Below are 22,786 nucleotides of genomic sequence, written 5' to 3'. Positions count from 1 at the left end.
ACAAGAAAATAGTGTCTTTCTAATTTATTATTAGTCTGATTATTGCCATTCTATTTATTAGCGAATTGATTTTATAAAAATAAAAAAGGCGGCACCGAAGTACCACCTTTGTGACAACGAGATCAGTTTGAAGTTAATGCCTACGCTTTATCTTCCCACTCTTGTGCACGCGCAACCGCTTTTTTCCAGCCTTCGTATTTGAAATTACGCTCAGTGGTTTCAATGCCTGGTTTAAAGACGCGCTCAATAGTGGCTTTGCTTTGCAGTTCATCAAGGTTATTCCAGAAACCAACTGCTAAACCTGCAAGGTAAGCCGCACCCAGTGCGGTACTTTCACGCACTTCAGGGCGTTCAACAGGCGTGCCTAGGATGTCAGATTGAAACTGCATTAAGAAGTTGTTTGCCACTGCACCGCCATCAACACGCAGTGCTTTTAGGCGTTCGCCAGAATCGGCTTGCATCGCATCGAGCACATCACGGGTTTGGTAAGCGATAGATTCTAACGTTGCGCGGATGATGTGGTTACGGTTCGCACCGCGCGTCAATCCAAAAATCGCGCCACGTGCGTATGGGTCCCAGTAGGGAGCCCCTAAACCAGTGAAAGCAGGCACTACATACACGCCATTACTGTCTTTCACTTTGGTGGCGAAATATTCAGAGTCTGTGGATTCATCAATCAGTTTTAATTCATCACGCAGCCATTGAATGGATGCACCACCAACGAACACCGCGCCTTCGAGAGCATAATTCACTTCCCCTCTTGGCCCGCAAGCAATGGTGGTTAACAGCCCATGGTTAGAACGAACGGCGGTTTCCCCTGTATTTAACAGTAAGAAGCAACCTGTTCCATAGGTGTTTTTGGCCATGCCTGGTTTTACGCACAGCTGACCGTACAGTGCCGCTTGTTGGTCACCTGCCATGCCCGAAATAGGAATACGCGTACCACCTTTACCCCCAATGTTGGTTTGACCATATACTTCAGAAGAAGGGCGAACCTCAGGTAACATGGCACGTGGGATATTCAATGCTTTAAGAATTTTGTCATCCCACTCTAAATTACGAATATTAAACAACATGGTACGAGATGCATTGGTATAATCAGTCACATGTACGCGGCCTTGGGTCATTTTCCAGACCAGCCAGGTATCGACGGTACCAAATAGCAATTCCCCTTTTTCAGCACGTTCGCGAGCACCTTCGACGTTATCTAAAATCCACTTAACTTTTGTTCCTGAAAAATAAGGGTCAACCACAAGGCCTGTATTTTGGCGAATATACTCTTCTAGATCTTTTTCATTTTGCTTGAGATGAGTACAGAAATCAGCGGTACGGCGGCATTGCCACACAATCGCATTATAAATGGGTTTACCTGTCTCTTTTTCCCAGACAATGGTTGTTTCACGTTGGTTGGTGATACCAATCCCTGCGACTTCATCGGTACGAATATCTGCTTTGGCTAATACTTCGACCAGTGTGGAACTTTGTGATGCCCAAATTTCCATTGGGTCGTGCTCTACCCAGCCAGGCTTAGGGTAAACCTGAGTGAATTCACGTTGTGAAATGCTCACAATATTCGCATCGTGGTCGAGTACGACAGCTCGAGAACTGGTTGTGCCTTGATCAAGTGCAACGATATATTTTTTTTCAATGGTGGTTTCAGTTGTCATAATTTAAGCCTGTTCCGAGGATTTTGGGTTTTTGACGGATAATTTTTCTGCTTTGGTCTCTTCTTCACATACCATGCAAGGCAAGTGGCGACCGATTAATTTGCGATAACCGAATGCCCCTAGCAGACCACCGACAATCGGTGCTGTCAATGGGACAAGGAAATAGGGAATGTCTCGACCACCCGTGAAGGCAATGTCACCCCATCCAGCGAGATAAGCGACAACTTTAGGGCCAAAATCACGTGCTGGGTTGAGGGCAAAGCCTGTCAGTGGACCAAATGAACCGCCGATAACCGCAATTAAGATACCAATTAATAGGGGGGCGAGAGGGCCGCGCGGAACACCGTTGCCATCATCAGTTAAGCCTAAGATTAAGCAAACGAGGATGGCAGCGATGACGACTTCAATAAAGAATGCATGGAAGACACTAATTTGCGGAGCGGGATAGGTTGAGAACACCCCGGCAGTAAATAAGCTTTCTTGTGTGCCGCGGATAATATGGTGAACTTGTTCGTAATCGAAAAAAACAGGGGAATACATGGCGTAAACGAGTGCAGCGGCACAAAAGCCACCTAACATTTGCGCAATGATATACGGTACAACTTTGCGCTTATCAAAGCATGCAAACAGCCACAGAGCGAGGGTAACTGCGGGGTTAAGGTGAGCGCCTGAGATACCTGCTGTGAGATAAACGGCTAAAGCGACGCCGAATCCCCAGATAACACTAATTTCCCAGAGGCCAAGTTGCGCCCCTGCGATTCTGACGGCGGCAACACTACCTAAACCAAAGAATACAAGTAGCGCAGTCCCTAAAAACTCCGAGATGCACTGACCAGTGAGTGATGTTGAGGTCATTTGGCTCATATGTTTCTATCCTACGAAAATGAAAATTATTGTAATGTTTTTTTAAGTTAAGATTTTCTAATGGAAAACCCTTATCTGTAAATTTATCGTTAAAGAACATAAACGAGAAATATCGAAATTGAAAAATGTGTGTTACATCACTAAAGCGAACAAAAACAAACAAAAATAGTGACGTAATCGACCTTTGCTATGTGATCAGACCAGTGTTTTTATCATCACAATGTACTGATTCAGATGGAAGGAGCTGGACACAGAGGATCATGCTACTTACAATCGTGTAAAAGCTGATAAGGGAGACCAGAAACATGTCATTTGAAGTATTTGAGAAGCTCGAATCCAAAGTTCAACAAGCGATTGATACAATTACCCTGTTACAAATGGAAATCGACGAATTAAAAGATAAAAACGGTGCATTAAGCCAAGAATTAGAAACTGCAAAATCAGGGACCGATTCACTCGTGCGTGAAAATGAACAATTGAAGCAAGAACAGCAAGCTTGGCAGGAGCGTTTACGGACTCTGTTAGGTAAGATGGAAGAAGTGTAATTTCTCGTCATACTTCGCGTTGTAGGGGTGTTGGCTTCGTCTCTTCGCCCTAGTCACATACTTATGTATGCTCCTAGGGTCTTATCGACTTGCCGCCTACCTACAACACGAATTATTTAGAGAAATGTTTGTTATACCTCACGTTGTAGAGCGCTGGCTTCGTTTGGATACCCGAATCACATACTTGTGTATGCTCATCGGGATATCCTTCACTTGCCGCCTACCTGTTTCCTCGTCATATTTCGGTTCGTAGGGGTGTTGGTTGCACTGTGCTACCCAAGTCACATACTTATGTATGCTCCTTGGGTTAGCGTCGTTTACCGCCTACCTACGAAGCGAACGATTTAGAGGAAATATGGGTTTTTCTCGAACGATAAACACCAAAAGAAAATCCAGTATGCAAATGAGGTCACTTCAGAGGTGGCTTTTTTTTAGATTTATAGCAACTTTCGAATTCAGTCATCGTTGCATTCTCTGTAAAAATAAACGAGCGTCTTTTTACAGGCAAAAAAATAAGGGCGATTGCCCTTATTTATCGAATTTTGTATTTGTGAAGATTATTCGTCGATAACGTCGTTAAATTCATCATCATTACTGGTGCTGAGCGGTTCTTCAGACAAAATCATGCCAGTATTATCCGCATACAGATAATCACCCGAGAAGAACGTAACACCGCCAAAATTAACGCGGATATCGCTTTCGCCGATACCTTCATCAGGGCAGCCCGCAGGCATCGCAGCGATAGCTTGAATCCCAAGGTCAAGTTCCATCAAGGCATCAACTTGTCGCACGGCACCGTAAACCACAATGCCTTCCCAGTGGTTATCAACGGCTAGCCTTGCCACTTCGGCATCGATTAGCGCTTTACGGACAGAACCGCCACCATCAACGAGCAGAATACGGCCAGCGCCTTCTTCTTCCAGCAAATCATACAGGAGGCCGTTATCTTCAAAGCACTTCACTGTAATGATTTGACCGCCAAATGAAGTACGTCCACCAAAGTTGGAGAAAAGAGGTTCTACCACGTTAACGCTTTCTTGGTATATATCGCAGAGTTCGGAAGTATCATATTTCATAGGATTTAGGTCTTTTTTTGCTGCAAGAGAATGCCAGTATATCCCTTTTGATCTGTACTTGGCAAAATTCCCCGCCTAAAAATAGGCGGAAAAAGTCAAAAAACGGTCAAATAACGCAGGTTATTTACTCATTACCACGCCAACCGCGAATAATACGTTCGTCACAAGGGCGGCTTTAACCATGTTCTCAAGAAGCGGGCGCATCCCTTCGGGGGTGGGGTCGGTCAGGACACGGCGAAGGTGATTGAGCAGTATGGGAACTGCGAATAAGAATAACCAACCACTCCAGCCTGATAAGTAAATCAACTTGAACAGCACTAAACACAAAATAGCCACAATAATGATAATGGCATGGTAAATACGTGCACCTTGTGGCCCTAAACGAACCGCTAAGGTATTTTTCCCTGCTTTGATGTCGTTTTCAATATCACGCATATTATTGATATTTAATACGGCGACAGAAAGTAGCCCACATGCGGTAGCAGGTAAGACGGTGATGATGTTGAATGTATTCGCTTGCAAATAGTAGGTGCCAATCACACTTAGCCAACCAAAGAAAATTAAGACAGAGATATCACCTAACCCCAGATAACCATAGGGTTTTTTGCCCACGGTATAGGTAATCGCGGCCACAATCGCCACGAGGCCTAGCGCAAGAAAGCCAAAGGCATCTTCAGGCTTTTCGCAGGCGACGATAATCAGTAATAACCCTGATAGACAGGCTGCGGTAATATTGAGTTTCAGCGCTTTTTTCATATCCGCTTGGGTAATCACCCCTTTTTGCATTCCGCGCAGTGGCCCAATGCGTTCAGCAGTATCTGACCCTTTTACGGCATCGCCGTAATCATTCGCAAGGTTTGATAAAATCTGGAGTAAGCCAGCTGTGATCAGCGCAAGCAAGGCGACTGGCCATTTGAAATTACCTGTCAGATAGGTGAGTGCAGAGCCAGTGACAATGGCGATAACCCCAAGAGGCAGGGTTTTAGGGCGAAGACTTTCAATCCAAGCTTGTTTACGACTTATTGTTGTGGATGTCGGCTGCATGCAGTTACCTATAATTCAAACTCTTTGAGATACGTTCTTAAAAATGTAATAACCCACCGCATGAAGAAATACCTGAGTATATTCAATGCAATGGGCTGAATATTTCATAGAAAAAGTGCAGCGATAAAAGCTGCACTTTAGTCGATGTATATTAAGGATACATGAAAACCTGATAATTAATAAGATTATAAAATAAATCTACTCAAGTCTTCGTCCGCAACCAGCTCATCTAAGTGCTGTTTCACGTATTGCGCATCAATTTGGATAGTTTGGCCATTACGGTCGCTCGCATCAAAAGAGATGTCTTCCATTAAACGTTCAAGCACCGTGTGCAGGCGGCGTGCACCAATGTTTTCGGTAGACTCATTGACCTGCCATGCAGACTCAGCAATCTTACGAATACCGTCAGCAGTGAACTCAATATTTACCCCTTCAGTGGCCATCAGTGCTTTATATTGTTCCGTTAAAGAGGCGTTTGGCTCCGTTAATATCCGCACGAAATCTTCTGTGGTCAGTGCTTGTAATTCAACGCGAATTGGCAAACGGCCTTGTAATTCAGGAATTAAATCTGATGGGCTAGAGACTTGGAAGGCACCTGAGGCGATAAACAGGATATGGTCGGTTTTTACCATACCGTGTTTAGTCGAAATGGTACAACCCTCGATGAGTGGTAGTAAGTCACGTTGTACCCCTTCACGAGAGACATCTGGACCTGAACTTTGCCCACCGCGTTTACAGATTTTGTCAAACTCATCGATAAACACAATACCGTTTTGCTCAACAGCTTCGATGGCTTGTTCTTTTAACTCTTCAGGGTTAACTAACTTAGCGGCTTCTTCTTCCACCAACAACTTGAACGCTTCTTTGATTTTCATCTTGCGCGGTTTTTGTTTCTGCCCTGCGAGATTTTGGAACATCGATTGCAGCTGGTTGGTCATCTCTTCCATACCTGGAGGTGCCATAATCTCAACACCCATCGGTGACGCAGCGACTTCAATCTCAATTTCTTTATCGTCTAACTGGCCTTCACGTAATTTTTTACGGAAAGTTTGGCGTGCTGGCGAATGCTCATCTGCAGGCTCCGCTTGTCCCCAGTTATTTTTCGCTGGTGGGATCAACACATCCAGAATACGTTCTTCTGCCATTTCTTCCGCACGGTAGCGGTTTTTCTCAATAGATTGCAAACGCACCATTTTTACTGCGGAGTCAGTTAAATCACGAATGATTGAGTCGACTTCTTTACCCACATAACCCACTTCAGTAAATTTGGTGGCTTCAACTTTAATAAATGGCGCGTTGGCTAATTTAGCTAGGCGGCGGGCAATTTCAGTTTTACCTACCCCTGTTGGGCCAATCATCAAAATATTTTTAGGCGTGACTTCATGGCGTAACACTTCGTTTAACTGCATACGGCGCCAGCGATTACGCAAGGCAATGGCAACAGAACGTTTGGCTTTATTTTGGCCAATAATATGATTGTCGAGTTCGCTGACAATTTCGCGTGGAGTCATTTCGGACATGCTAACAATCCTTATGATTTTGAAGAAATTTCTTCAAAGTTGACATTATGGTTGGTGTAAATACAGATATCGCCTGCAATGGCGAGTGCTTTTTCAGCAATTTCTTTTGCACTTAAATCTGTATTTTCTAATAGTGCGCGTGCAGCAGATTGCGCATATGGGCCACCAGAGCCGATAGCGATTAAATCATTTTCTGGCTGAACGACATCACCATTACCCGTGATGATGAGGGAGGTATGTTCATCCGCTACGGCAAGCAGTGCTTCTAGTTTGCGCAGCATACGGTCTGTACGCCAATCTTTAGCGAGTTCTACGGCCGCTTTGGTTAAATGGCCTTGGTGCAGTTCGAGTTTGCGTTCGAACAATTCAAAAAGCGTGAATGCGTCTGCGGTGCCACCGGCAAATCCGGCAATGACTTTGTCATTATAGAGACGGCGAACTTTGCGGACATTGCCTTTCATGACGGTATTACCCATCGTCGCCTGTCCATCACCACCAATTACGACCTGGCCATTACGGCGAACACTTACGATTGTTGTCATGAGTTAGCCCCTGGTTTTATTACAAAAAAATGCAGTTGAGTTTTATTTTCAAGAGTTCAAACCCAAGTGATAGTTGTTGATTAGCTATCACTTGGATTAGGTTAAAGATAAAAACAACCGCTCATGAGTGCGTTAAAACAGTAGATGGGGTGGGGGATGGGGTTTTTCAACCCCCTGATGCACGAAGAATACAACCTGAAACGCCAACACCTGCTGCGCGGTCACGCATTTTCTCTGCGGTTGACTTGGAATAAGGGCCCAAAACAATTCGATGCCAGCCACCACCTGCAGTCACGCGGCTTTCAATCCCAGCAAAAGCTAAAGTGGCGCGAACAGACTCCGCTTGGTCAGCGGTGCGGAATGAGCCACATTGTACCAACATGTTTTGCATACTATTTGCGGGCTTTGGCTCCGCAGGTGTTGCAGGTTGTACAGGGGCAATTGGCGCAGTAGGGCGAGTTTCTGGTTTTGGCTCAGTATTCACCACGGGTTTACGTTGAACAGGCTCAATAGGTTGAGCGGGCTCATTGATAATCACTTGAGAACGAGGAACAGGTTTGCCGTTGGACGGCACTTCTTGCAAATTCGTGACAGGTTGGCGTCTATCTGAATCCATTTGCTCTAATAATTGGCGTTGTTCAGGAGTTAAGTCTGAAGGGCGCAGAATATTATTACCCGAGCTAGGTTGCTGGGTATTTGGCAAATCAACGCCACGGCGTTCTAATTCTTTAATATAGCGCCAGCGCTCTTCAGGTTTGGGAGGAAGCGTACTGCCTGCAGGCGCTGAAGGTGTAGCAACTTGCGGCTGCGGTGCATCCTTTTTGTTGTGGGTGATATAAAACAGGCCACCAACAAATAGCACAACAATTGCCACCGCAACAACCAAGGTGGTCATTGGTAGACCTTGTGCTTTTTTTGATTTCCCTTTACCTTTTTTACGGGCGGATGACCGCCCACGAGCTACATAATCTTTTTGTGCCACGCTATTAATTCACTAGTTATCAATCGTTAGTCATCATCTGGATTAACATGTTACTTAACCTGAACAATTTTGACTAGCTTTTAGGCGCTTTTGTGCTCTCTCTGATGATTAAATCAGAATCTAGGAGACGTGAACCTGGTGTAACGTTGTTGCCATGGATTTGTTCAAGTAGCAATTGCATTGCATGATGACCAATTTCCGCGCGAGGTTGGTTAATTGTTGTTAACGCAGGTAAGGTATATTTTGCTTGCTCTAAATTATCAAATCCAACAAAAGATAAATCATCTGGCAGAGTTAACCCCATTTTTTTGGCTTGCCACATTGCGCCAATAGCCATGATGTCACTGTGGCAAAAAATCGCAGTTGGTGGTTCAGGGAGAGATAACAGTGTTTTCACAGCTTCAGCGCCACCCTCATGTGTAAAATCGCCACGAATAATATAGTCATCACGCAATTTTTCCCCTGTTCTCAACATCGCTTTTTTGTAGCCTTCTAAACGATACTGGCTAAGTGGCATATGCGATGGCCCTGCAATACACGCAATCAGCTTGTGGCCTTGTTTTTGAAGGTAATGGGTGGCATTAAATGCTGCTGTTAAGTTGTCAATGTGTACAGTGGGTAGTTTTAATTCAGGGGCGAATTCATTCGCCATCACAATGGGGGGTAAGTTTTTTTGTTCTTCAGTCGAAATATCGAACGGGATATTTGAGCCTAATAACACCATGCCATCGATTTGTTTGGTGATTATTAGATTAATAAAGGCATTTTCCTGTTTTTCTTGGTGTTTGCAGTCACCAATTAGCACAAAATAGCCTTCTTGTGCGGCAATTTCTTCAATGCCGCAGACCACGTCACTAAAAAACGGGTCACGAATATTGGGAACTAACACCAAAATGGTTTTTGATTCATTGCGTTTATAGCTTCTTGCTAAGTTATGAGGATAGTAGCCAACATCCATAACCGCTTGTTCGACTTTTTGGCGGGTCTGTAAGGAGACCTTTTCAGGGTTCATTAATGTTCTGGAGACAGTCGCTGTCGAAACGCCCGCGGCACTAGCAACATCTTTCATTGTTGCTGTGTTATTGTGTTTTTTACTTTCCACAACGCCTTCCTTAGATTGATTTAATCGTTTGCTTTTTTTTGAATGGCGCAAGCACGTCATTATTTATGATTAGAAGTTATTCTAATTGGATTCTCAATAATATCTGTTACCTAGTTTGCATAAAAAGTGTGACATGCGTCATTTTTTAGAGCTGCTTCGCAAATTTCAAAAATAATTTAGGATGCGAAAAGATAGGTGAAATTCAATTTGTTCGAAATTCACACAAAAAATGATATTTATGCAAAAAATGCAGATAGCTCATAATATCAATAAACTGAAGCCAAAAGACGAAAAACGACTGATAGAATAATCAGCGTAAAATAAAGCCCCCTTTAAATTTCGGTCATACTTTAGCCATCTGTTGGGTCGACATCCACATTCCATTTTACTTTGCGACTTTCTGGCTGCTTGAGAATTTCAGGAAGTAACTGCGCCATAAATTGTTGTAAATAAGGGCGAGAAGGGTGCTGTAATAGCAGTTGCCAGCGGAAACGACCGCCACGTTTTGCTTGAATCGATGGAGATGGCCCTAAAATCCATAGCTTGGCATCGCTTTGTGGGTGCTCTGTGATGTACTGACGGACATTCTGTAAGAACTGCCGTGAGTCTTGGTTATTATGATCTTCTGAGCGGATCAAAATATGGTTGGTATAAGGAGGAAGCATTGCTATACGGCGTTCTTCCATTGCTTCTTGCGTAAATGCGTTATAGCCGCTTTCCAATAAGGTTAATAGCAAAGGGTGTTCAGGGTGGTGAGTTTGTAAAAGCACTTCCCCTTGTTTACCCGCACGACCCGCACGACCTGAAACTTGTACATACAGCTGAGCAAAACGCTCTGCGGCGCGAAAATCACTGGAAAAGAGGGCTCCATCGACATCCAGTAATGCGACTAGCGTAACATCGGGAAAATGATGGCCTTTGGCTAACATTTGCGTACCAATTAAAATGCGAGCTCCGCCCTCGTGGACTTGGTTCAAGTGTTGCTCAAGTTCCCCTTTGCGGCTGGTTGTATCGCGGTCAATACGTGTGACAGGGGTGTCAGGGAACAACTCGGATATCCCTTCTTCTAGCTGTTCCGTTCCCATGCCAACGGGAACCAAGTGGGTTGAGCCACATTGTGGGCATTGGCGAGGAACGGGGCGCTGGCTATCACAGTGGTGGCAGCGTAACTGGTGGAAGTTTTGGTGCAACGTATAGTAGTGGTCGCAGCGTTGGCACTCAGCAATCCAACCACATTCATGGCAAATCAGTGCAGGGGAGTAACCACGGCGATTTAAAAACAAAATCACCTGATTATTTTGTGCCAGATGTTCTTTGATGTGCTGAATAAGCAAATGTGAAAGACCAAATTTTAATGGTTGGCCTTTTAAATCAATTAAATGCTGTGTAGCAGGGCGTGCATTTCCTGCGCGGATAGTCAGATTTAGTTGGCGGTATTTTTGTTGCTTCACATTGAGCAAGGTTTCAAGTGAAGGGGTTGCAGTGCCCATCACTATTGGGATGTTATTTTTTTTCGCTCGAAAAACGGCCAAATCCCGTGCGTGATAGCGCCAGCCATCTTGCTGTTTGTACGAACTGTCGTGTTCTTCATCGATAATAATAATGCCAAGCTTGGCAAATGGTGTAAAAAGGGCAGAACGCGTGCCAATGATAATGGCGGTTTGGCCTAATTTAGCGCGTAACCAAACGGCTAAGCGTTCGCTATCATTAAGTGCGGAGTGCAACACATCCACAGGGGCTTTAAACCGTTCACGAAAGCGGTTAATGGTTTGTGGCGTTAAACCAATTTCAGGCACCAGAACGAGCGCCTGTTTTCCTTGTGCCAGCACATTTTCTAGCACGCTTAAATAGACCTCTGTTTTCCCTGAGCCCGTGATCCCCGCCAGTAGCCAAGGTGAAAACTCATCGTCTTGAGCGCGGATCGCCCCAACTGCAGTGGCTTGTTCACTATTAAGACGTAACCTTTCACCGCACACTTCAAAAGTGGGTTGCCATTTTTCGGCGCTCGGTTGTACAGGATGCAGTTCGATATACTCTTTCTTTTTAAGAGATTGCAGTGCGCTCTCACTGATTTCAAGCTCACTGACTTGATGGCGATAAACTGCGCGGCGTTTGAGGAGTGCTAACGCTTGTTGCTGTTTGGGCGATCGCTTAAATTCATTGAGGTCGGCAGAGAGCCCAGCTTCAGTCGCCTGCCATTGCCAGATTGGCGTAAATTCAGCAGCTTTTCCTTGGCGCAGTAAGGTCGGTAAGGCATGAAAGAGCACCTCGCCTATTGGATAGTGGTAATATTGAGAAGACCACAGTAAGAGCTGCCATACATCATCAGGAAACAGTGTTTGTGTGTCGAGAACCAGTTCGATGGTTTTTAGCTGGTCTTCTGTAAACTCGCTTTTATCACTGTGTTTGACCACAATACCAAGGGCTTGGCGCTTACCAAATGGCACCATCACACGACTCCCCACAACAGGAAGTGGCATGTTATCTGGCAATCGATAATCAAAAGTGCGGTTTAAAGGAACAGGTAAAGCCACCTGAACGACGATCATAACTGAGTTTCCGTCTATTTTTTATACGATGATAACAATAAGATTTCACTAGAGTATCACAAAATTTACTCGGTTTTCATTGCGTGATAAACAGAATTTCTGTATGATCCGCCGCCTTTGGTACTTAATTTTACCAATACGTAAATTCAATCAACACGACGTGTGGTGTCCGGCGTTAGGGCTGGAATGGCGACACGGCCTTAATAGAGGTTCTCCCATGAAAAAAGGTATTCACCCTAAATACGAAGAAGTTACTGCAACTTGTTCTTGCGGTAATGTAATGAAAATTAATTCAACTGCTGGTCATTCGCTGAACCTGGACGTTTGTGGTAACTGCCACCCGTTCTATACTGGTAAACAGCGTGATGTTGCGACTGGTGGTCGTGTTGATCGCTTCAACCAACGTTTCAGCATCCCAGGTTCTAAAAAATAATCGAACTTGTGAAATGCGAAAAAAAGGGAAACTCAGTTTCCCTTTTTTAATGCCTAAAATAGGTGTTTCTTGTTTTTAACCGAATAAATTAGAAACGGTAAAGCACGCCGAACATGACATCATTACTACGGACTTTTACTTTAGATTTGAGCGTATCGCCATCATCGTTATAACTAACGTCAGATTTTCCTGCATCTAAGAAGCGATAGCTTAAGTCCAATGAAAGGTTGTCGTTAATCGCATATTGGGAACCTACACCTAAACTCCAAGCAAAATTACTGTTGGTTTTTGATTTCGAGTAGGCATCATATTCGCTGCCTCCCCCTGAATTGACTTCAGAGGAAATAAATTGAGCCTTATGCTTAATGCTTGCTAAACCTAAACCTACAGATACATATGGGGTGAAATTGGTTTGGTTGTTGAAGTCGTAGTAAGCATTAATCATAAAGGTATTTAATGTAATGTCATTTTTACCGTCTTCGCGAGAAGTAAAAGTACTGCCATTACCATTGTCACCCTGTACAGTGCTCAAATTATACTTAGATGAGGCTTTACCACGCAGGGTAATATCTAATTCAGTACGGATAGGCAAAGACGTTGTATCGTACAGGTCATAACCTAATGCGATACCGCCGCCAAATACGCCTTTGGTTTTACTGCCTCCGCCAATGCTGCCATCTTCATCGGACCATTTTTGGTCAGACAGTTTGATGATGGAGGTTCCCATCTTACCAGAAACATAAAAACCACTGCCAGACGCCATCGCCATACTTGGAATTAAACCCAGAAGAGACACGACAATTATTTTTTTCATGGTGAAATACCATCCTGTTGTTTTATTAATAATTGGTATTTATTATATGTTAAAATAAAACTATAGATTAAGGTAAATTATCGATATCTATATAAACGACAGAAGTTGCCAATTCGCATGAAAAAATGTCATGCGTTTAGAATTAAAACATAAGAAAAACTAACAATTGTAAATTTTGTCTGGCAAGTTTATGTGTCATGAAAGGAAAAAGCGCAACTGTGGTATGCGCTTTTTCCTCTTTGGTTATTTACCGCTTACGGCACGGAGCGGGTGCGTATTGCGTATCTGCTGGGAACGGATTGGCTTCACAATCAGGTAATTCTTCACGGACTTCAAAAAGAGCAAAACCAATAACACCAATATTTCGTTCATCGCCTTGGGCATTTTGATTCACATAGGACTCTTGCGGGGCGGCAAAACGGAATGCGGCGACGTGGTCTTGGCTTTTACGGAAGCCTTCAATCGTTACTTCACTTCTAGGGCGAATTAAATATCCACTATTTTGATAAGAACCTGCACGGCCATTTAACACGTCAATGCCATCGACGCTTGTCACCACTTCATAAATCCGATTTCTATCGGTATTTTTGATGGTTAATTGGTAACGTTGGCCTTCTTGAGCAGGCAAAATATATTGCCCTTGGTTATTACGGTACATTGGCATTTTACGGCCACGTTCATCCGTCACCTGAATTTCGACAGGGGATAACGCGATATAGCTCATGGTTTGAATATGGTTCGGAACTCGTTCGCCACGATAATAGATAGCAGCGGTATCAAAAGGCGTGTCTGTTAAGCGTGTGGCATTAACGGTGGTGACCGCAGAATTGACATCTTCCCCCCATTTTGTCCCAAGTTTTTTTGCTGAAGCTTGGGGGGCTGAGACATCTTTATTGTCTTGGAATTCCGCATATGGGCGATTTCCACACCCCGCGGTGACCAGTAATATACCGCTTAGTAGCCCAATTAAAGCCAGATTATATTTATTCATCGCACTATCCTTCGTGATTTTAGCTATTAGCTATGGCTATGGATTAATACTCGAAAGTGTAGAACGTGGGAGTGAATAAAGCCTGAGGGGGATTCTGAATTAAAAATAATTCAGAAGAATCTAGCCATTTTTTATCTAGGAAACGGCACTACGCCACAGAAATAGTGGCGTAGTGCGGGTATTTGGAATGCGTAAGTGCAATTCGTAAGAATTAATATTCCCACGTTTCTGGGTCAATACCCAATTCGCGCATAATTTCTTTTGCGGCTTCTGGGATCTCGTCATTGCGTTCTTTACGCAGATCTTCATCATTTGGCAGTGGTTGTCCAGTGAACGCATGTAAAAATGCTTCACACAGTAATTCACTGTTAGTGGCATGACGTAAGTTGTTAATCTGACGGCGAGTACGTTCGTCAGTTAAAATTTTGAGTACCTTTAACGGAATAGATACTGTAATTTTTTTTACTTGCTCACTCTTTTTGCCATGTTCAGCATACGGACTGACATATTCACCATTCCATTCAGCCATGAGATACCTTGGATATTTTCAGTAATAATAAAAAATAATATGCATATTCTTTTTAATAGAAACTTATTCTAAGCTCTAAATCGAGAATTCCTGCATATATGTTAGGCGCGACTTAATGTAGTTTAACACAAAATATTGCGTAAAATTAACGATCTAAGCCTACTTATGCGATTGACTATCAATTAACACATAATTATTAAGGCTGATTATTCCATTACTTGATATAAACGTAAAGAGGTTTAGACGTCTAGATATGTTGACGTCTAAACATCCAGTGAGTATGATTTGGTCTATCACTGTTCAGGAGAAGCGTTTATGACTTACAAGCCGTCAACCATCGCAATTCATAATGGATTAAATGAAGACCAACAATTTGGTTGCGTAGTGCCTCCCATTTATTTATCCAGTACCTATAATTTTACTGACTTTAATGAGCCTCGGGTTCATGATTATTCACGCCGTGGTAATCCAGGTCGTGATATTGTGCAAAAAACATTAGCGCAACTGGAAGGTGGTAGCGGAGCAGTGATGACAAACAGTGGTATGTCGGCGCTGCACCTAATATGTACTGTACTCTTGCGTCCAGGGGATTTATTAGTCGCTCCCCATGATTGTTACGGCGGCAGTTACCGTTTATTTAACAGTCAGCATGAACGCGGGGCATATCAAGTTCAGTTTGTTGACCAAAGTGATGAAACGGCGTTAAAAGCGGCGTTGGCAAAAAAACCAAAATTAGTCCTTATTGAAACGCCAAGTAACCCGTTATTAAGAATTTTTGATATCCAGCAGATTGCTCAGTTAGCCCATGAAGTTGGCGCATTGGTCGTGGTGGATAACACGTTTTTGAGCCCGATACTTCAGCAACCAATTTCGTTAGGTGCCGATTTTGTGGTGCACTCTTGTACAAAATATCTTAATGGTCACTCAGATATTGTGGCAGGGGTTGTGATTGCAAAAGAAGAGAAATGGGCAATAGAATTAGCATGGTGGGCCAATAATATTGGCGTAACAGGCGGGGCGTTTGATAGTTACTTATTGTTAAGGGGCATTCGAACCTTGTCCCCGCGTATTTTACAGCAACAACAAAATGCGCATGAAATCGTAAAATATCTTAAAGCTCAGCCTTTGGTCAAAAAATTGTATTATCCTGCATTGGAAGATCATCCAGGCCATGAAATTGCACTCAAACAACAAAAAGGGTTTGGGGCGATGTTAAGTTTTGAATTTGCAGGTGATGAGCCACAATTACGCCATTTCTTGCGTGCACTAAAGCTGTTTACATTAGCGGAATCATTAGGCGGGGTCGAAACATTGATTTCACACACAGCCACAATGACCCATGCAGGGATGTCAGCACAGGCGCGCTTTGAGGCAGGTATTACAGACAGTTTATTGCGTATTTCAGTCGGGATTGAAGATGTGCAGGATTTAATTGCAGATTTAGATCAAGCATTTAAGGTTGCGGCACAACGTTAGCGGAGTTTTTTGATGAGTGTACTAACAGCGGTTGAGGTGACTCCTTGTCACCGTCAGTTACATAAGTTTGGTGGAAGTAGTTTAGCGGATGCAAAGTGTTATCAGCGGGTCGCAGCTATTATGGCAAACTATAGCCAACCCGATGATTTAATGGTGGTTTCTGCAGCTGGCAGTACAACTAATCAATTGATTAATTGGTTGAAATTGAGCCAAAGTGACCGTATTTCGGCTCATCAGGTACAGCAGTCTTTACGTCGTTATCAGCTTGAGCTAATTGAAAATCTTTTGCCAGAAAAACAGGCAGAGGCTTTAGGGCGGTTATTTATTCAAGACTTAGAGCGTTTAAGCGCTTTGCTTGATCATCCCGTTAATGATGCGGTTTATGCGGAAGTGGTTGGCCATGGTGAAATTTGGTCGGCACGCTTAATGGCGGAAGTACTCACACAAACTGGCATGCCAAGTGCTTGGTTAGATGCACGTCTATTTTTACGCGCTGAACGTGCTGCACAGCCACAAGTTGATGAAATAAAATCTCGCTATTTATTACAGCAGCAGTTAACGCAATTACCTAATCGCCGTATTGTTGTGACTGGGTTTATCTCGCGTAACCAGCAGGGTGAAACAGTTTTATTGGGGCGCAATGGCAGTGACTATTCGGCGACCCAAGTGGGAGCATTGGCCGATGTGGCAAAAGTCACGATTTGGAGTGATGTTGCAGGGGTGTACAGTGCGGATCCCCGTAAAGTAAAAGATGCCTGTTTACTGCCCTTATTGCGCCTTGATGAAGCAAGTGAATTAGCGCGTTTAGCAGCTCCTGTTTTACATACACGCACTTTACAGCCTGTTTCTGTAAGCAATATTGATTTGCAACTTAGGTGCAGTTACCAGCCAGAGCAGGGCTCTACAAAAATTGAACGTGTCTTAGCCTCTGGTGCAGGGGCAAAAATTGTCACAAGTCATGATGATGTTTGTTTGATTGAGCTGCGAATTGCAGCAGGTCGTGATTTCAAACAAATTTGCAAAGATGTGGATTTACTGCTCAAACGCGTTCAGTTACGTCCACTTGCGCGGGGAGTTCATGATGACCGGGCGTTAATTCAACTGTGTTATACCTCTGAAATTGTCGAAAGTGCGCTAAATATTCTCGAAGAAGCGGCTTTACCAGGGTCGTTATCTTTACGGGAAGGCTTTTCTTTAGTTGCTTTAGTCGGCGCAGGTGTTTGTAAAAAACCACTGCATAGCCACCGTTTCTATGAAGAGCTTAAAGGCCAACCCGTCGAATTTATTTGGCATTCAGAAGATGCTATTAGCCTAGTTGCAGTGCTGCGAACTAATCAAACTGAGCACCTGATCCAAGGTATGCACCAAAGCTTGTTCCGCGCCGAAAAACGTATTGGTTTAGTTCTATTTGGTAAAGGGAATATTGGGGCTCGTTGGTTAGAGCTTTTTGCGGCAGAACAACCGAATATCTCTGCTCGCAGTGATTTCGATTTTGTGTTGGCGGGTGTGGTGGATAGCCGTCGCAGCTTATTGAATTATCAAGGTATCGACCCAAGTCGTGCATTAGCCTTTTTTGATGATGAAGCCATCGAACATGCAGACGACAACTTATTTCTTTGGATGCGTTCCCATCCTTATGATGACTTAGTGGTTTTAGATGTAACAGCCAGTGAGGCATTAGCTGAGAGCTATGTGGATTTTGCTAGTTATGGTTTCCATGTGATCAGCGCCAATAAAATCGCTGGGGCGGCACAAACAGATCAATATCGCCAAATTCGTGACGCATTTTCAAAAACAGGTCGCCACTGGTTGTATAACGCGACTGTAGGTGCAGGATTACCCATCAACTACACAGTGCGTGATTTGAAAGAAAGTGGAGATGGAATACTGGCGATTAGCGGTATTTTCTCGGGGACGTTGTCTTGGTTATTTTTGCAATTTGATGGCTCAGTGCCGTTTAGCGAACTTGTCGAGCAAGCGTGGCAGCAGGGTTTAACTGAACCAGACCCGCGAATTGACCTTTCCGGGCAAGATGTGATGCGTAAGTTGATTATTTTAGCACGTGAGGCAGGTTATGATATTGAACCCGATGAGGTACGTGTTGAATCATTAGTGCCAAAACAAGCACAGACAGGTTCTTTGGATGAGTTTTTTGAAAACAGCGCGGTGATCAACGAGCAAATGCAACAGCGTTTAGAAGCGGCACAAGAACTTGGGTTAGTGCTGCGTTATGTGGCACGGTTTGATGCAGTGAAAGGGAAAGCGAAAGTGGGTGTGGAAGCGGTAAAACCAGACCACCCATTGGCCTCATTACTGCCAGGCGATAATGTATTTGCTATCGAAAGTCGTTGGTACCGTGATAACCCATTAGTCATCCGCGGCCCTGGTGCTGGGCGCGATGTCACGGCTGGGGCAATTCAATCGGATTTAAACCGATTATCTCAATTGCTGTAGTTATTTTTTGTTTGTATTGGTGTTCTTATTTTTATAAAGAGCGCCAATACATCATGAAATTTTTTAATTCTCGCCATTTTTTCCCTTTTTTTATTCTGATGATTTAATTCTTCAACATTATTCATGTCTTAAAAGTGCTGAATCGACGATATATTGCGCTGAAACAATACTTAAATAAGAAAAATTAATAAAAATAAGGCTGTAATTAAATTTCAGAAAAATCCCCCAAAGCCATTTTTTTCTGATATGAATATACACTCAAGGGTAAATTTAGCGGGCTGCATCACAAAACGACAACTCTAACGCAGCCGACTGAAATTTTGTTACAGGAAACAGGTCGCAGTCTGTTAACCGTGCTTAGTGCGGGGATGCATTCTGCCAGAAGCACAAGGTCAGGAGTCTCATGAATCAGCAATATTCCGCAATGCGCAGTAATGTCAGTATGCTGGGTAAGCTACTCGGCGATACCATCAAGGAAGCACTAGGCGAGGACATACTTGATAAAGTTGAATCCATTCGTAAGCTTTCCAAATCCTCCCGTGCAGGTAATGAAGTTCAACGCCAAAAACTGTTGATGACATTACAAAACCTTTCGAATGATGAATTGCTTCCCGTTGCAAGGGCATTTAACCAATTTTTAAACCTGACTAACGTGGCTGAGCAGTACCACAGTATTTCTCCACACGGTGAAGCAGCAAGCAATCCAGTGGCACTGAAAAAATTATTCAGCCGCTTAAAAGACAAAAGTTTTACTGATAACGATATCCAAAAAGCAGTGGAGCAGCTATCCATTGAGCTGGTGTTAACCGCGCACCCAACTGAGATTGCGCGTCGTACTCTGATCCACAAATTGGTCGAGGTAAATAATTGCTTATCGCAACTCGATCATGATGATATTGCCGATTATGAACGCAATAACATCATGCGCCGTCTGCGCCAATTAGTGGCTCAATCCTGGCATACGGACGAAATCCGTAAAATTCGTCCAACGCCAATTGATGAAGCAAAATGGGGATTTGCGGTTGTAGAAAATTCGTTGTGGGAAGGCGTTCCTGCATTTTTACGCGAGTTTAACGAGCAACTGGAAGAGTCTATTGGGGCTGTTCTTCCTGTTGAAGCTAACCCAATCCGTTTTACATCATGGATGGGGGGCGACCGCGATGGTAATCCAAACGTAACAGCAGATGTCACTCGCCACGTTTTGCTATTAAGCCGTTGGAAAGCGGCAGATTTATTCCTCAAAGACATTCAGGTTCTCGTCTCTGAGTTATCAATGACGGAAGCCACACCTGAGCTGCGTGCGTTAGCAGGGGGAGACGATGTTGACGAACCTTATCGTCAGATCGCAAAAAACCTGCGTAGCCAATTATTCTCTACTTTAGAATATTTAGAACGTCGTGTGAAAGGCGAACAAGTTCTGCCACCTGCAGACCTGTTAACGGATAACGCCCAATTATGGGACCCGCTATACGCCTGTTATCAATCATTGATTGCCTGCAATATGAAAATTATTGCCAATGGTCAGTTGTTAGATACCTTACGCCGTATTCGCAGCTTTGGTTTACAATTGGTACGTATCGATGTGCGCCAAGAAAGCACACGTCATACCGATGCAATTGCAGAACTTACCCAGTATTTGGGATTAGGCGATTATGCACAGTGGTCTGAGGAAGAAAAACAGCAATTTTTATTAACAGAATTGCAGTCCCGCCGTCCATTGATCCCACAAGATTGGCAACCAAGTGCTGAAACCCAAGAAGTGTTTGAAACGTGCCGCGTGATTGCGAAAGCGAAGAATGATTCCATCGCAGCCTACGTGATTTCAATGGCAAAAGTCCCTTCAGATGTTTTAGCGGTCAAATTATTGCTTAAAGAGGCGGGCGCTTCGATTCGACTGCCTGTCGCTCCGTTATTTGAAACCCTTGAGGACTTAAATAACGCACAAAGCGTCATGACAAAACTGTTAAGCATTGACTGGTATCGTGAGCTTATCGACGACCGCCAAATGGTGATGATTGGTTACTCAGACTCCGCGAAAGATGCAGGTGTGATGGCCGCATCATGGGCGCAATATCGTGCGCAAGATGCGTTAATTAAACTGTGTGAAAAAGAAGGTGTTACGCTGACGTTATTCCATGGCCGTGGTGGTACCATCGGTCGCGGCGGTGCACCAGCTCATTCTGCATTACTGTCTCAACCACCAGGAAGTCTAAAGGGGGGCTTACGCGTGACTGAACAAGGGGAAATGATCCGCTTTAAATTCGGTCTACCACAAGTCACCATTAGCAGCCTTGCCTTGTATGCAAGTGCGATTTTAGAAGCGAATTTATTGCCACCACCAGAGCCAAAAAACGAGTGGAAATCCGTCATGGATTCGCTGTCTGACGTTTCTTGTACTATGTACCGCGACTATGTGCGTGAGCAGCCAGACTTTGTCCCTTACTTCCGTGCTGCAACCCCCGAGCAAGAACTCGGTAAATTACCATTAGGCTCGCGCCCAGCAAAACGTCGCCCGACGGGTGGTGTGGAAACCTTGCGTGCAATTCCATGGATTTTTGCCTGGACGCAAAACCGCTTAATGCTCCCTGCATGGTTAGGCGCTGGGGCAGCACTGAAACATGTTATTGAGCAAGAGGGCAAGCAATCTGTACTCGATGAAATGTGGCAGCAATGGCCGTTCTTTAATACGCGAATTGCGATGTTAGAGATGGTGTATGCCAAAGCTGACCTGTGGCTGGCGGAATACTATGATCACCGTTTAGTGGAAGAGCGTTTGTGGCCATTGGGGCAAAAATTGCGTGACCAGTTATCGGATGATATTAAGAGTGTGCTGGCGGTATCGAAAGACGAAGCACTTATGGCGGATTTACCGTGGATTGCTGAGTCTATCGCCCTGCGTAACGTATATACTGACCCACTTAACGTGTTGCAGGCAGAATTGCTGCACCGTTCTCGCCAACAAGAACACCCAGATCCACGTGTTGAACAAGCACTGATGGTGACTATTGCGGGTGTGGCGGCAGGGATGCGTAATACGGGTTAGTCATAGAGTATTGTGTTCGTCAATGATAAAAGGTTACTCAAATGGGTAACCTTTTTATTTTTGATTGATCCGCTCGCCACTTTTCCTTTTATCTCTTGGTGTAATGGATTCACGGAATTTATCATTGTTTTTTAAACTCACCACGACAATGAGGGATTAAGGCCTAACCCCTAAAGTATGGCAGATGGCATAGGTGAGCTCAGAGCGGTTCAGTGTGTAAAAATGGAAATCTTTTACACCTTCTCGGCTGAGGATCTTCACCATGTCCATCGCGATGGATGCGCCAACAAGATTACGGCTTTCTGGGTCATCATCTAACCCTTCGTACATTTTACTCATCCAAGCAGGAATGCGCACATTGGTCAGTTTGGCAAAACGTTCTAATTGGCGGAAATTGGACACAGGCAAAATCCCTGGCACTATTTCCACATCAATACCCGTCGCTACGCAGCGGTCACGAAAACGTAAATAGCTTTCGACATCAAAGAAAAATTGGGTGATAGCGCGATTAGCCCCTGCATCAATTTTCTTTTTCAGGTTAATTAAGTCAGCTTGTGCGCTTTTGGCTTCAGGGTGAACTTCAGGGTAAGCCGCGACTGAAATGTCAAAATCGGCCTCGCCTTTCAATAACTCAACCAAATCTGTCGCATACATATCAGGTTTATGGCTGCTATCGGGAAAATCGCCTCGTAAGGCAACAATATGGCGAATACCATTATTCCAATAGTCACGGGCGATAGACCTTAATTCATCTTTGCTTGCGTCAATACAGGTTAAGTGTGGTGCAGCCACTAAGCCAGTTTTGTCTTTGATATCTTTAATGATGCTATGGGTTCTATCCCGTTCGCCTGAATTAGCGCCATAGGTAACAGAAACAAATTTAGGTTTCAAGTTTTTGAGCCGATCGATGGATTTCCAAAGCGTTTGCTCCATCTCTTCACTGCGAGGTGGGAAAAATTCGAATGAAACATTAATTTGGCCATCTAATTCAGCTAAATTTTGATTTAGCGCCTCGCGCTGATTCGCGTGAAAAAAACTCATACCCTGTAACCTCGCAATTAGCAGACTAACTATTATCTTTGTAAATTATTATATCCATGTATGCATCTATACGTTTAGACGTCTAAATAGAAATTACCAGATCGGCATCAATAG

18 protein-coding genes are annotated in these 22,786 nt (G+C 43.9%); 5 read left to right on the top strand and 13 right to left on the bottom strand.

Annotated elements, in window-relative coordinates; all coding sequences use genetic code 11:
- Nucleotides 1-140 precede the first annotated feature (140 nt).
- Nucleotides 141-1,667, bottom strand: coding sequence for a glycerol kinase GlpK (gene glpK, locus KDJ85_RS15080; RefSeq protein ID WP_225820357.1), 1,527 nt, complete (start codon nt 1,665-1,667; stop codon nt 141-143).
- Nucleotides 1,668-1,670: 3 nt separating this feature from the next.
- Nucleotides 1,671-2,531: an MIP/aquaporin family protein gene (locus tag KDJ85_RS15075; protein ID WP_225820356.1), complete on the bottom strand. Its 861-nt coding sequence runs from the start codon at nt 2,529-2,531 to the stop codon at nt 1,671-1,673.
- Between the two features lie 305 nt (nt 2,532-2,836).
- Here KDJ85_RS15075 and zapB point away from each other — a divergent pair, with 305 nt between their 5' ends.
- Nucleotides 2,837-3,076, top strand: a complete 240-nt coding sequence (zapB, locus tag KDJ85_RS15070) for a cell division protein ZapB (protein ID WP_004265299.1) — start codon at nt 2,837-2,839, stop codon at nt 3,074-3,076.
- 557 nt (nt 3,077-3,633) lie between these two features.
- Here zapB and rraA read toward each other — a convergent pair.
- The 7 genes from rraA to priA all read right to left on the bottom strand — a co-directional run bounded on the left by rraA (nt 3,634) and on the right by priA (nt 11,891).
- A complete protein-coding gene (rraA, locus tag KDJ85_RS15065; RefSeq protein WP_219245038.1) occupies nt 3,634-4,152 on the bottom strand; it encodes a ribonuclease E activity regulator RraA in 519 nt (172 codons plus the stop codon).
- A 120-nt stretch (nt 4,153-4,272) separates the two neighbouring features.
- Entirely contained in the window at nt 4,273-5,196 is a 924-nt protein-coding gene (locus tag KDJ85_RS15060) for a 1,4-dihydroxy-2-naphthoate polyprenyltransferase (RefSeq protein ID WP_225820355.1), read from the bottom strand.
- Nucleotides 5,197-5,381: 185 nt separating this feature from the next.
- Complete coding sequence (hslU, locus tag KDJ85_RS15055) at nt 5,382-6,716, bottom strand: HslU--HslV peptidase ATPase subunit (RefSeq protein WP_225820354.1); 1,335 nt, start codon at nt 6,714-6,716, stop codon at nt 5,382-5,384.
- A gap of 11 nt (nt 6,717-6,727) precedes the next feature.
- Nucleotides 6,728-7,258, bottom strand: coding sequence for an ATP-dependent protease subunit HslV (hslV, locus tag KDJ85_RS15050; protein ID WP_004265304.1), 531 nt, complete (start codon nt 7,256-7,258; stop codon nt 6,728-6,730).
- A 166-nt stretch (nt 7,259-7,424) separates the two neighbouring features.
- Nucleotides 7,425-8,240 carry a cell division protein FtsN gene (ftsN, locus tag KDJ85_RS15045; RefSeq protein ID WP_225820353.1) on the bottom strand — a complete coding sequence of 272 codons (816 nt, stop codon included), beginning with the start codon at nt 8,238-8,240 and terminating at the stop codon, nt 7,425-7,427.
- Between the two features lie 73 nt (nt 8,241-8,313).
- Nucleotides 8,314-9,342: a DNA-binding transcriptional regulator CytR gene (gene cytR, locus KDJ85_RS15040; protein ID WP_206085974.1), complete on the bottom strand. Its 1,029-nt coding sequence runs from the start codon at nt 9,340-9,342 to the stop codon at nt 8,314-8,316.
- A gap of 350 nt (nt 9,343-9,692) precedes the next feature.
- Nucleotides 9,693-11,891 (bottom strand): primosomal protein N', encoded by a 2,199-nt coding sequence (gene priA / locus KDJ85_RS15035; protein ID WP_225820352.1) that lies wholly within the window; start codon nt 11,889-11,891, stop codon nt 9,693-9,695.
- A 217-nt stretch (nt 11,892-12,108) separates the two neighbouring features.
- Here priA and rpmE point away from each other — a divergent pair, with 217 nt between their 5' ends.
- On the top strand, nt 12,109-12,324 hold the full coding sequence (gene rpmE / locus KDJ85_RS15030; protein WP_004265313.1) for a 50S ribosomal protein L31: 216 nt from the start codon (nt 12,109-12,111) through the stop codon (nt 12,322-12,324).
- An 88-nt stretch (nt 12,325-12,412) separates the two neighbouring features.
- Here the strand turns inward: rpmE and KDJ85_RS15025 are convergent, their stop codons facing one another.
- From KDJ85_RS15025 to metJ, 3 genes are all read right to left on the bottom strand, one after another.
- Nucleotides 12,413-13,138 (bottom strand): outer membrane protein, encoded by a 726-nt coding sequence (locus KDJ85_RS15025; protein WP_225820351.1) that lies wholly within the window; start codon nt 13,136-13,138, stop codon nt 12,413-12,415.
- 247 nt (nt 13,139-13,385) lie between these two features.
- The gene (locus KDJ85_RS15020; RefSeq protein ID WP_225820350.1) at nt 13,386-14,129 is read right to left on the bottom strand and encodes a hypothetical protein; all 744 of its coding nucleotides are present in this window, start codon (nt 14,127-14,129) and stop codon (nt 13,386-13,388) included.
- 211 nt (nt 14,130-14,340) lie between these two features.
- Nucleotides 14,341-14,658 carry a met regulon transcriptional regulator MetJ gene (metJ, locus tag KDJ85_RS15015; RefSeq protein ID WP_004265315.1) on the bottom strand — a complete coding sequence of 106 codons (318 nt, stop codon included), beginning with the start codon at nt 14,656-14,658 and terminating at the stop codon, nt 14,341-14,343.
- 315 nt (nt 14,659-14,973) lie between these two features.
- On the opposite strand from metJ, the gene metB reads away from it, so the two are divergent.
- From metB to ppc, 3 genes are all read left to right on the top strand, one after another.
- Entirely contained in the window at nt 14,974-16,134 is a 1,161-nt protein-coding gene (gene metB, locus KDJ85_RS15010) for a cystathionine gamma-synthase (protein WP_225820349.1), read from the top strand.
- 12 nt (nt 16,135-16,146) lie between these two features.
- Complete coding sequence (locus KDJ85_RS15005; protein ID WP_225820348.1) at nt 16,147-18,588, top strand: bifunctional aspartate kinase/homoserine dehydrogenase II; 2,442 nt, start codon at nt 16,147-16,149, stop codon at nt 18,586-18,588.
- A gap of 403 nt (nt 18,589-18,991) precedes the next feature.
- On the top strand, nt 18,992-21,631 hold the full coding sequence (ppc, locus tag KDJ85_RS15000) for a phosphoenolpyruvate carboxylase (RefSeq protein ID WP_206085979.1): 2,640 nt from the start codon (nt 18,992-18,994) through the stop codon (nt 21,629-21,631).
- Between the two features lie 156 nt (nt 21,632-21,787).
- Here ppc and metF read toward each other — a convergent pair whose 3' ends face one another.
- Entirely contained in the window at nt 21,788-22,672 is an 885-nt protein-coding gene (gene metF / locus KDJ85_RS14995) for a methylenetetrahydrofolate reductase (RefSeq protein ID WP_225820347.1), read from the bottom strand.
- Nucleotides 22,673-22,786: the final 114 nt, after the last annotated feature.

Source organism: Providencia vermicola, assembly GCF_020381325.1.
Classification (GTDB): domain Bacteria; phylum Pseudomonadota; class Gammaproteobacteria; order Enterobacterales; family Enterobacteriaceae; genus Providencia; species Providencia vermicola.
Note: the sequence above shows the minus strand (reverse complement) of the source record. Positions and strands in the feature narration are given on the sequence as shown.

What these genes read in the sequence shown, in the direction of transcription:
- glpK (WP_225820357.1), bottom strand. Translation starts at nt 1,667, where the DNA reads ATGACAACTGAAACCACCATTGAAAAAAAATATATCGTTGCACTTGAT.
- KDJ85_RS15060 (WP_225820355.1), bottom strand. Translation starts at nt 5,196, where the DNA reads ATGCAGCCGACATCCACAACAATAAGTCGTAAACAAGCTTGGATTGAA.
- metF (WP_225820347.1), bottom strand. Translation starts at nt 22,672, where the DNA reads ATGAGTTTTTTTCACGCGAATCAGCGCGAGGCGCTAAATCAAAATTTA.
- KDJ85_RS15020 (WP_225820350.1), bottom strand. Translation starts at nt 14,129, where the DNA reads ATGAATAAATATAATCTGGCTTTAATTGGGCTACTAAGCGGTATATTA.
- ppc (WP_206085979.1), top strand. Translation starts at nt 18,992, where the DNA reads ATGAATCAGCAATATTCCGCAATGCGCAGTAATGTCAGTATGCTGGGT.
- KDJ85_RS15005 (WP_225820348.1), top strand. Translation starts at nt 16,147, where the DNA reads ATGAGTGTACTAACAGCGGTTGAGGTGACTCCTTGTCACCGTCAGTTA.
- priA (WP_225820352.1), bottom strand. Translation starts at nt 11,891, where the DNA reads ATGATCGTCGTTCAGGTGGCTTTACCTGTTCCTTTAAACCGCACTTTT.
- metB (WP_225820349.1), top strand. Translation starts at nt 14,974, where the DNA reads ATGACTTACAAGCCGTCAACCATCGCAATTCATAATGGATTAAATGAA.
- KDJ85_RS15075 (WP_225820356.1), bottom strand. Translation starts at nt 2,531, where the DNA reads ATGAGCCAAATGACCTCAACATCACTCACTGGTCAGTGCATCTCGGAG.
- hslU (WP_225820354.1), bottom strand. Translation starts at nt 6,716, where the DNA reads ATGTCCGAAATGACTCCACGCGAAATTGTCAGCGAACTCGACAATCAT.
- rpmE (WP_004265313.1), top strand. Translation starts at nt 12,109, where the DNA reads ATGAAAAAAGGTATTCACCCTAAATACGAAGAAGTTACTGCAACTTGT.
- zapB (WP_004265299.1), top strand. Translation starts at nt 2,837, where the DNA reads ATGTCATTTGAAGTATTTGAGAAGCTCGAATCCAAAGTTCAACAAGCG.
- metJ (WP_004265315.1), bottom strand. Translation starts at nt 14,658, where the DNA reads ATGGCTGAATGGAATGGTGAATATGTCAGTCCGTATGCTGAACATGGC.
- hslV (WP_004265304.1), bottom strand. Translation starts at nt 7,258, where the DNA reads ATGACAACAATCGTAAGTGTTCGCCGTAATGGCCAGGTCGTAATTGGT.
- rraA (WP_219245038.1), bottom strand. Translation starts at nt 4,152, where the DNA reads ATGAAATATGATACTTCCGAACTCTGCGATATATACCAAGAAAGCGTT.
- KDJ85_RS15025 (WP_225820351.1), bottom strand. Translation starts at nt 13,138, where the DNA reads ATGAAAAAAATAATTGTCGTGTCTCTTCTGGGTTTAATTCCAAGTATG.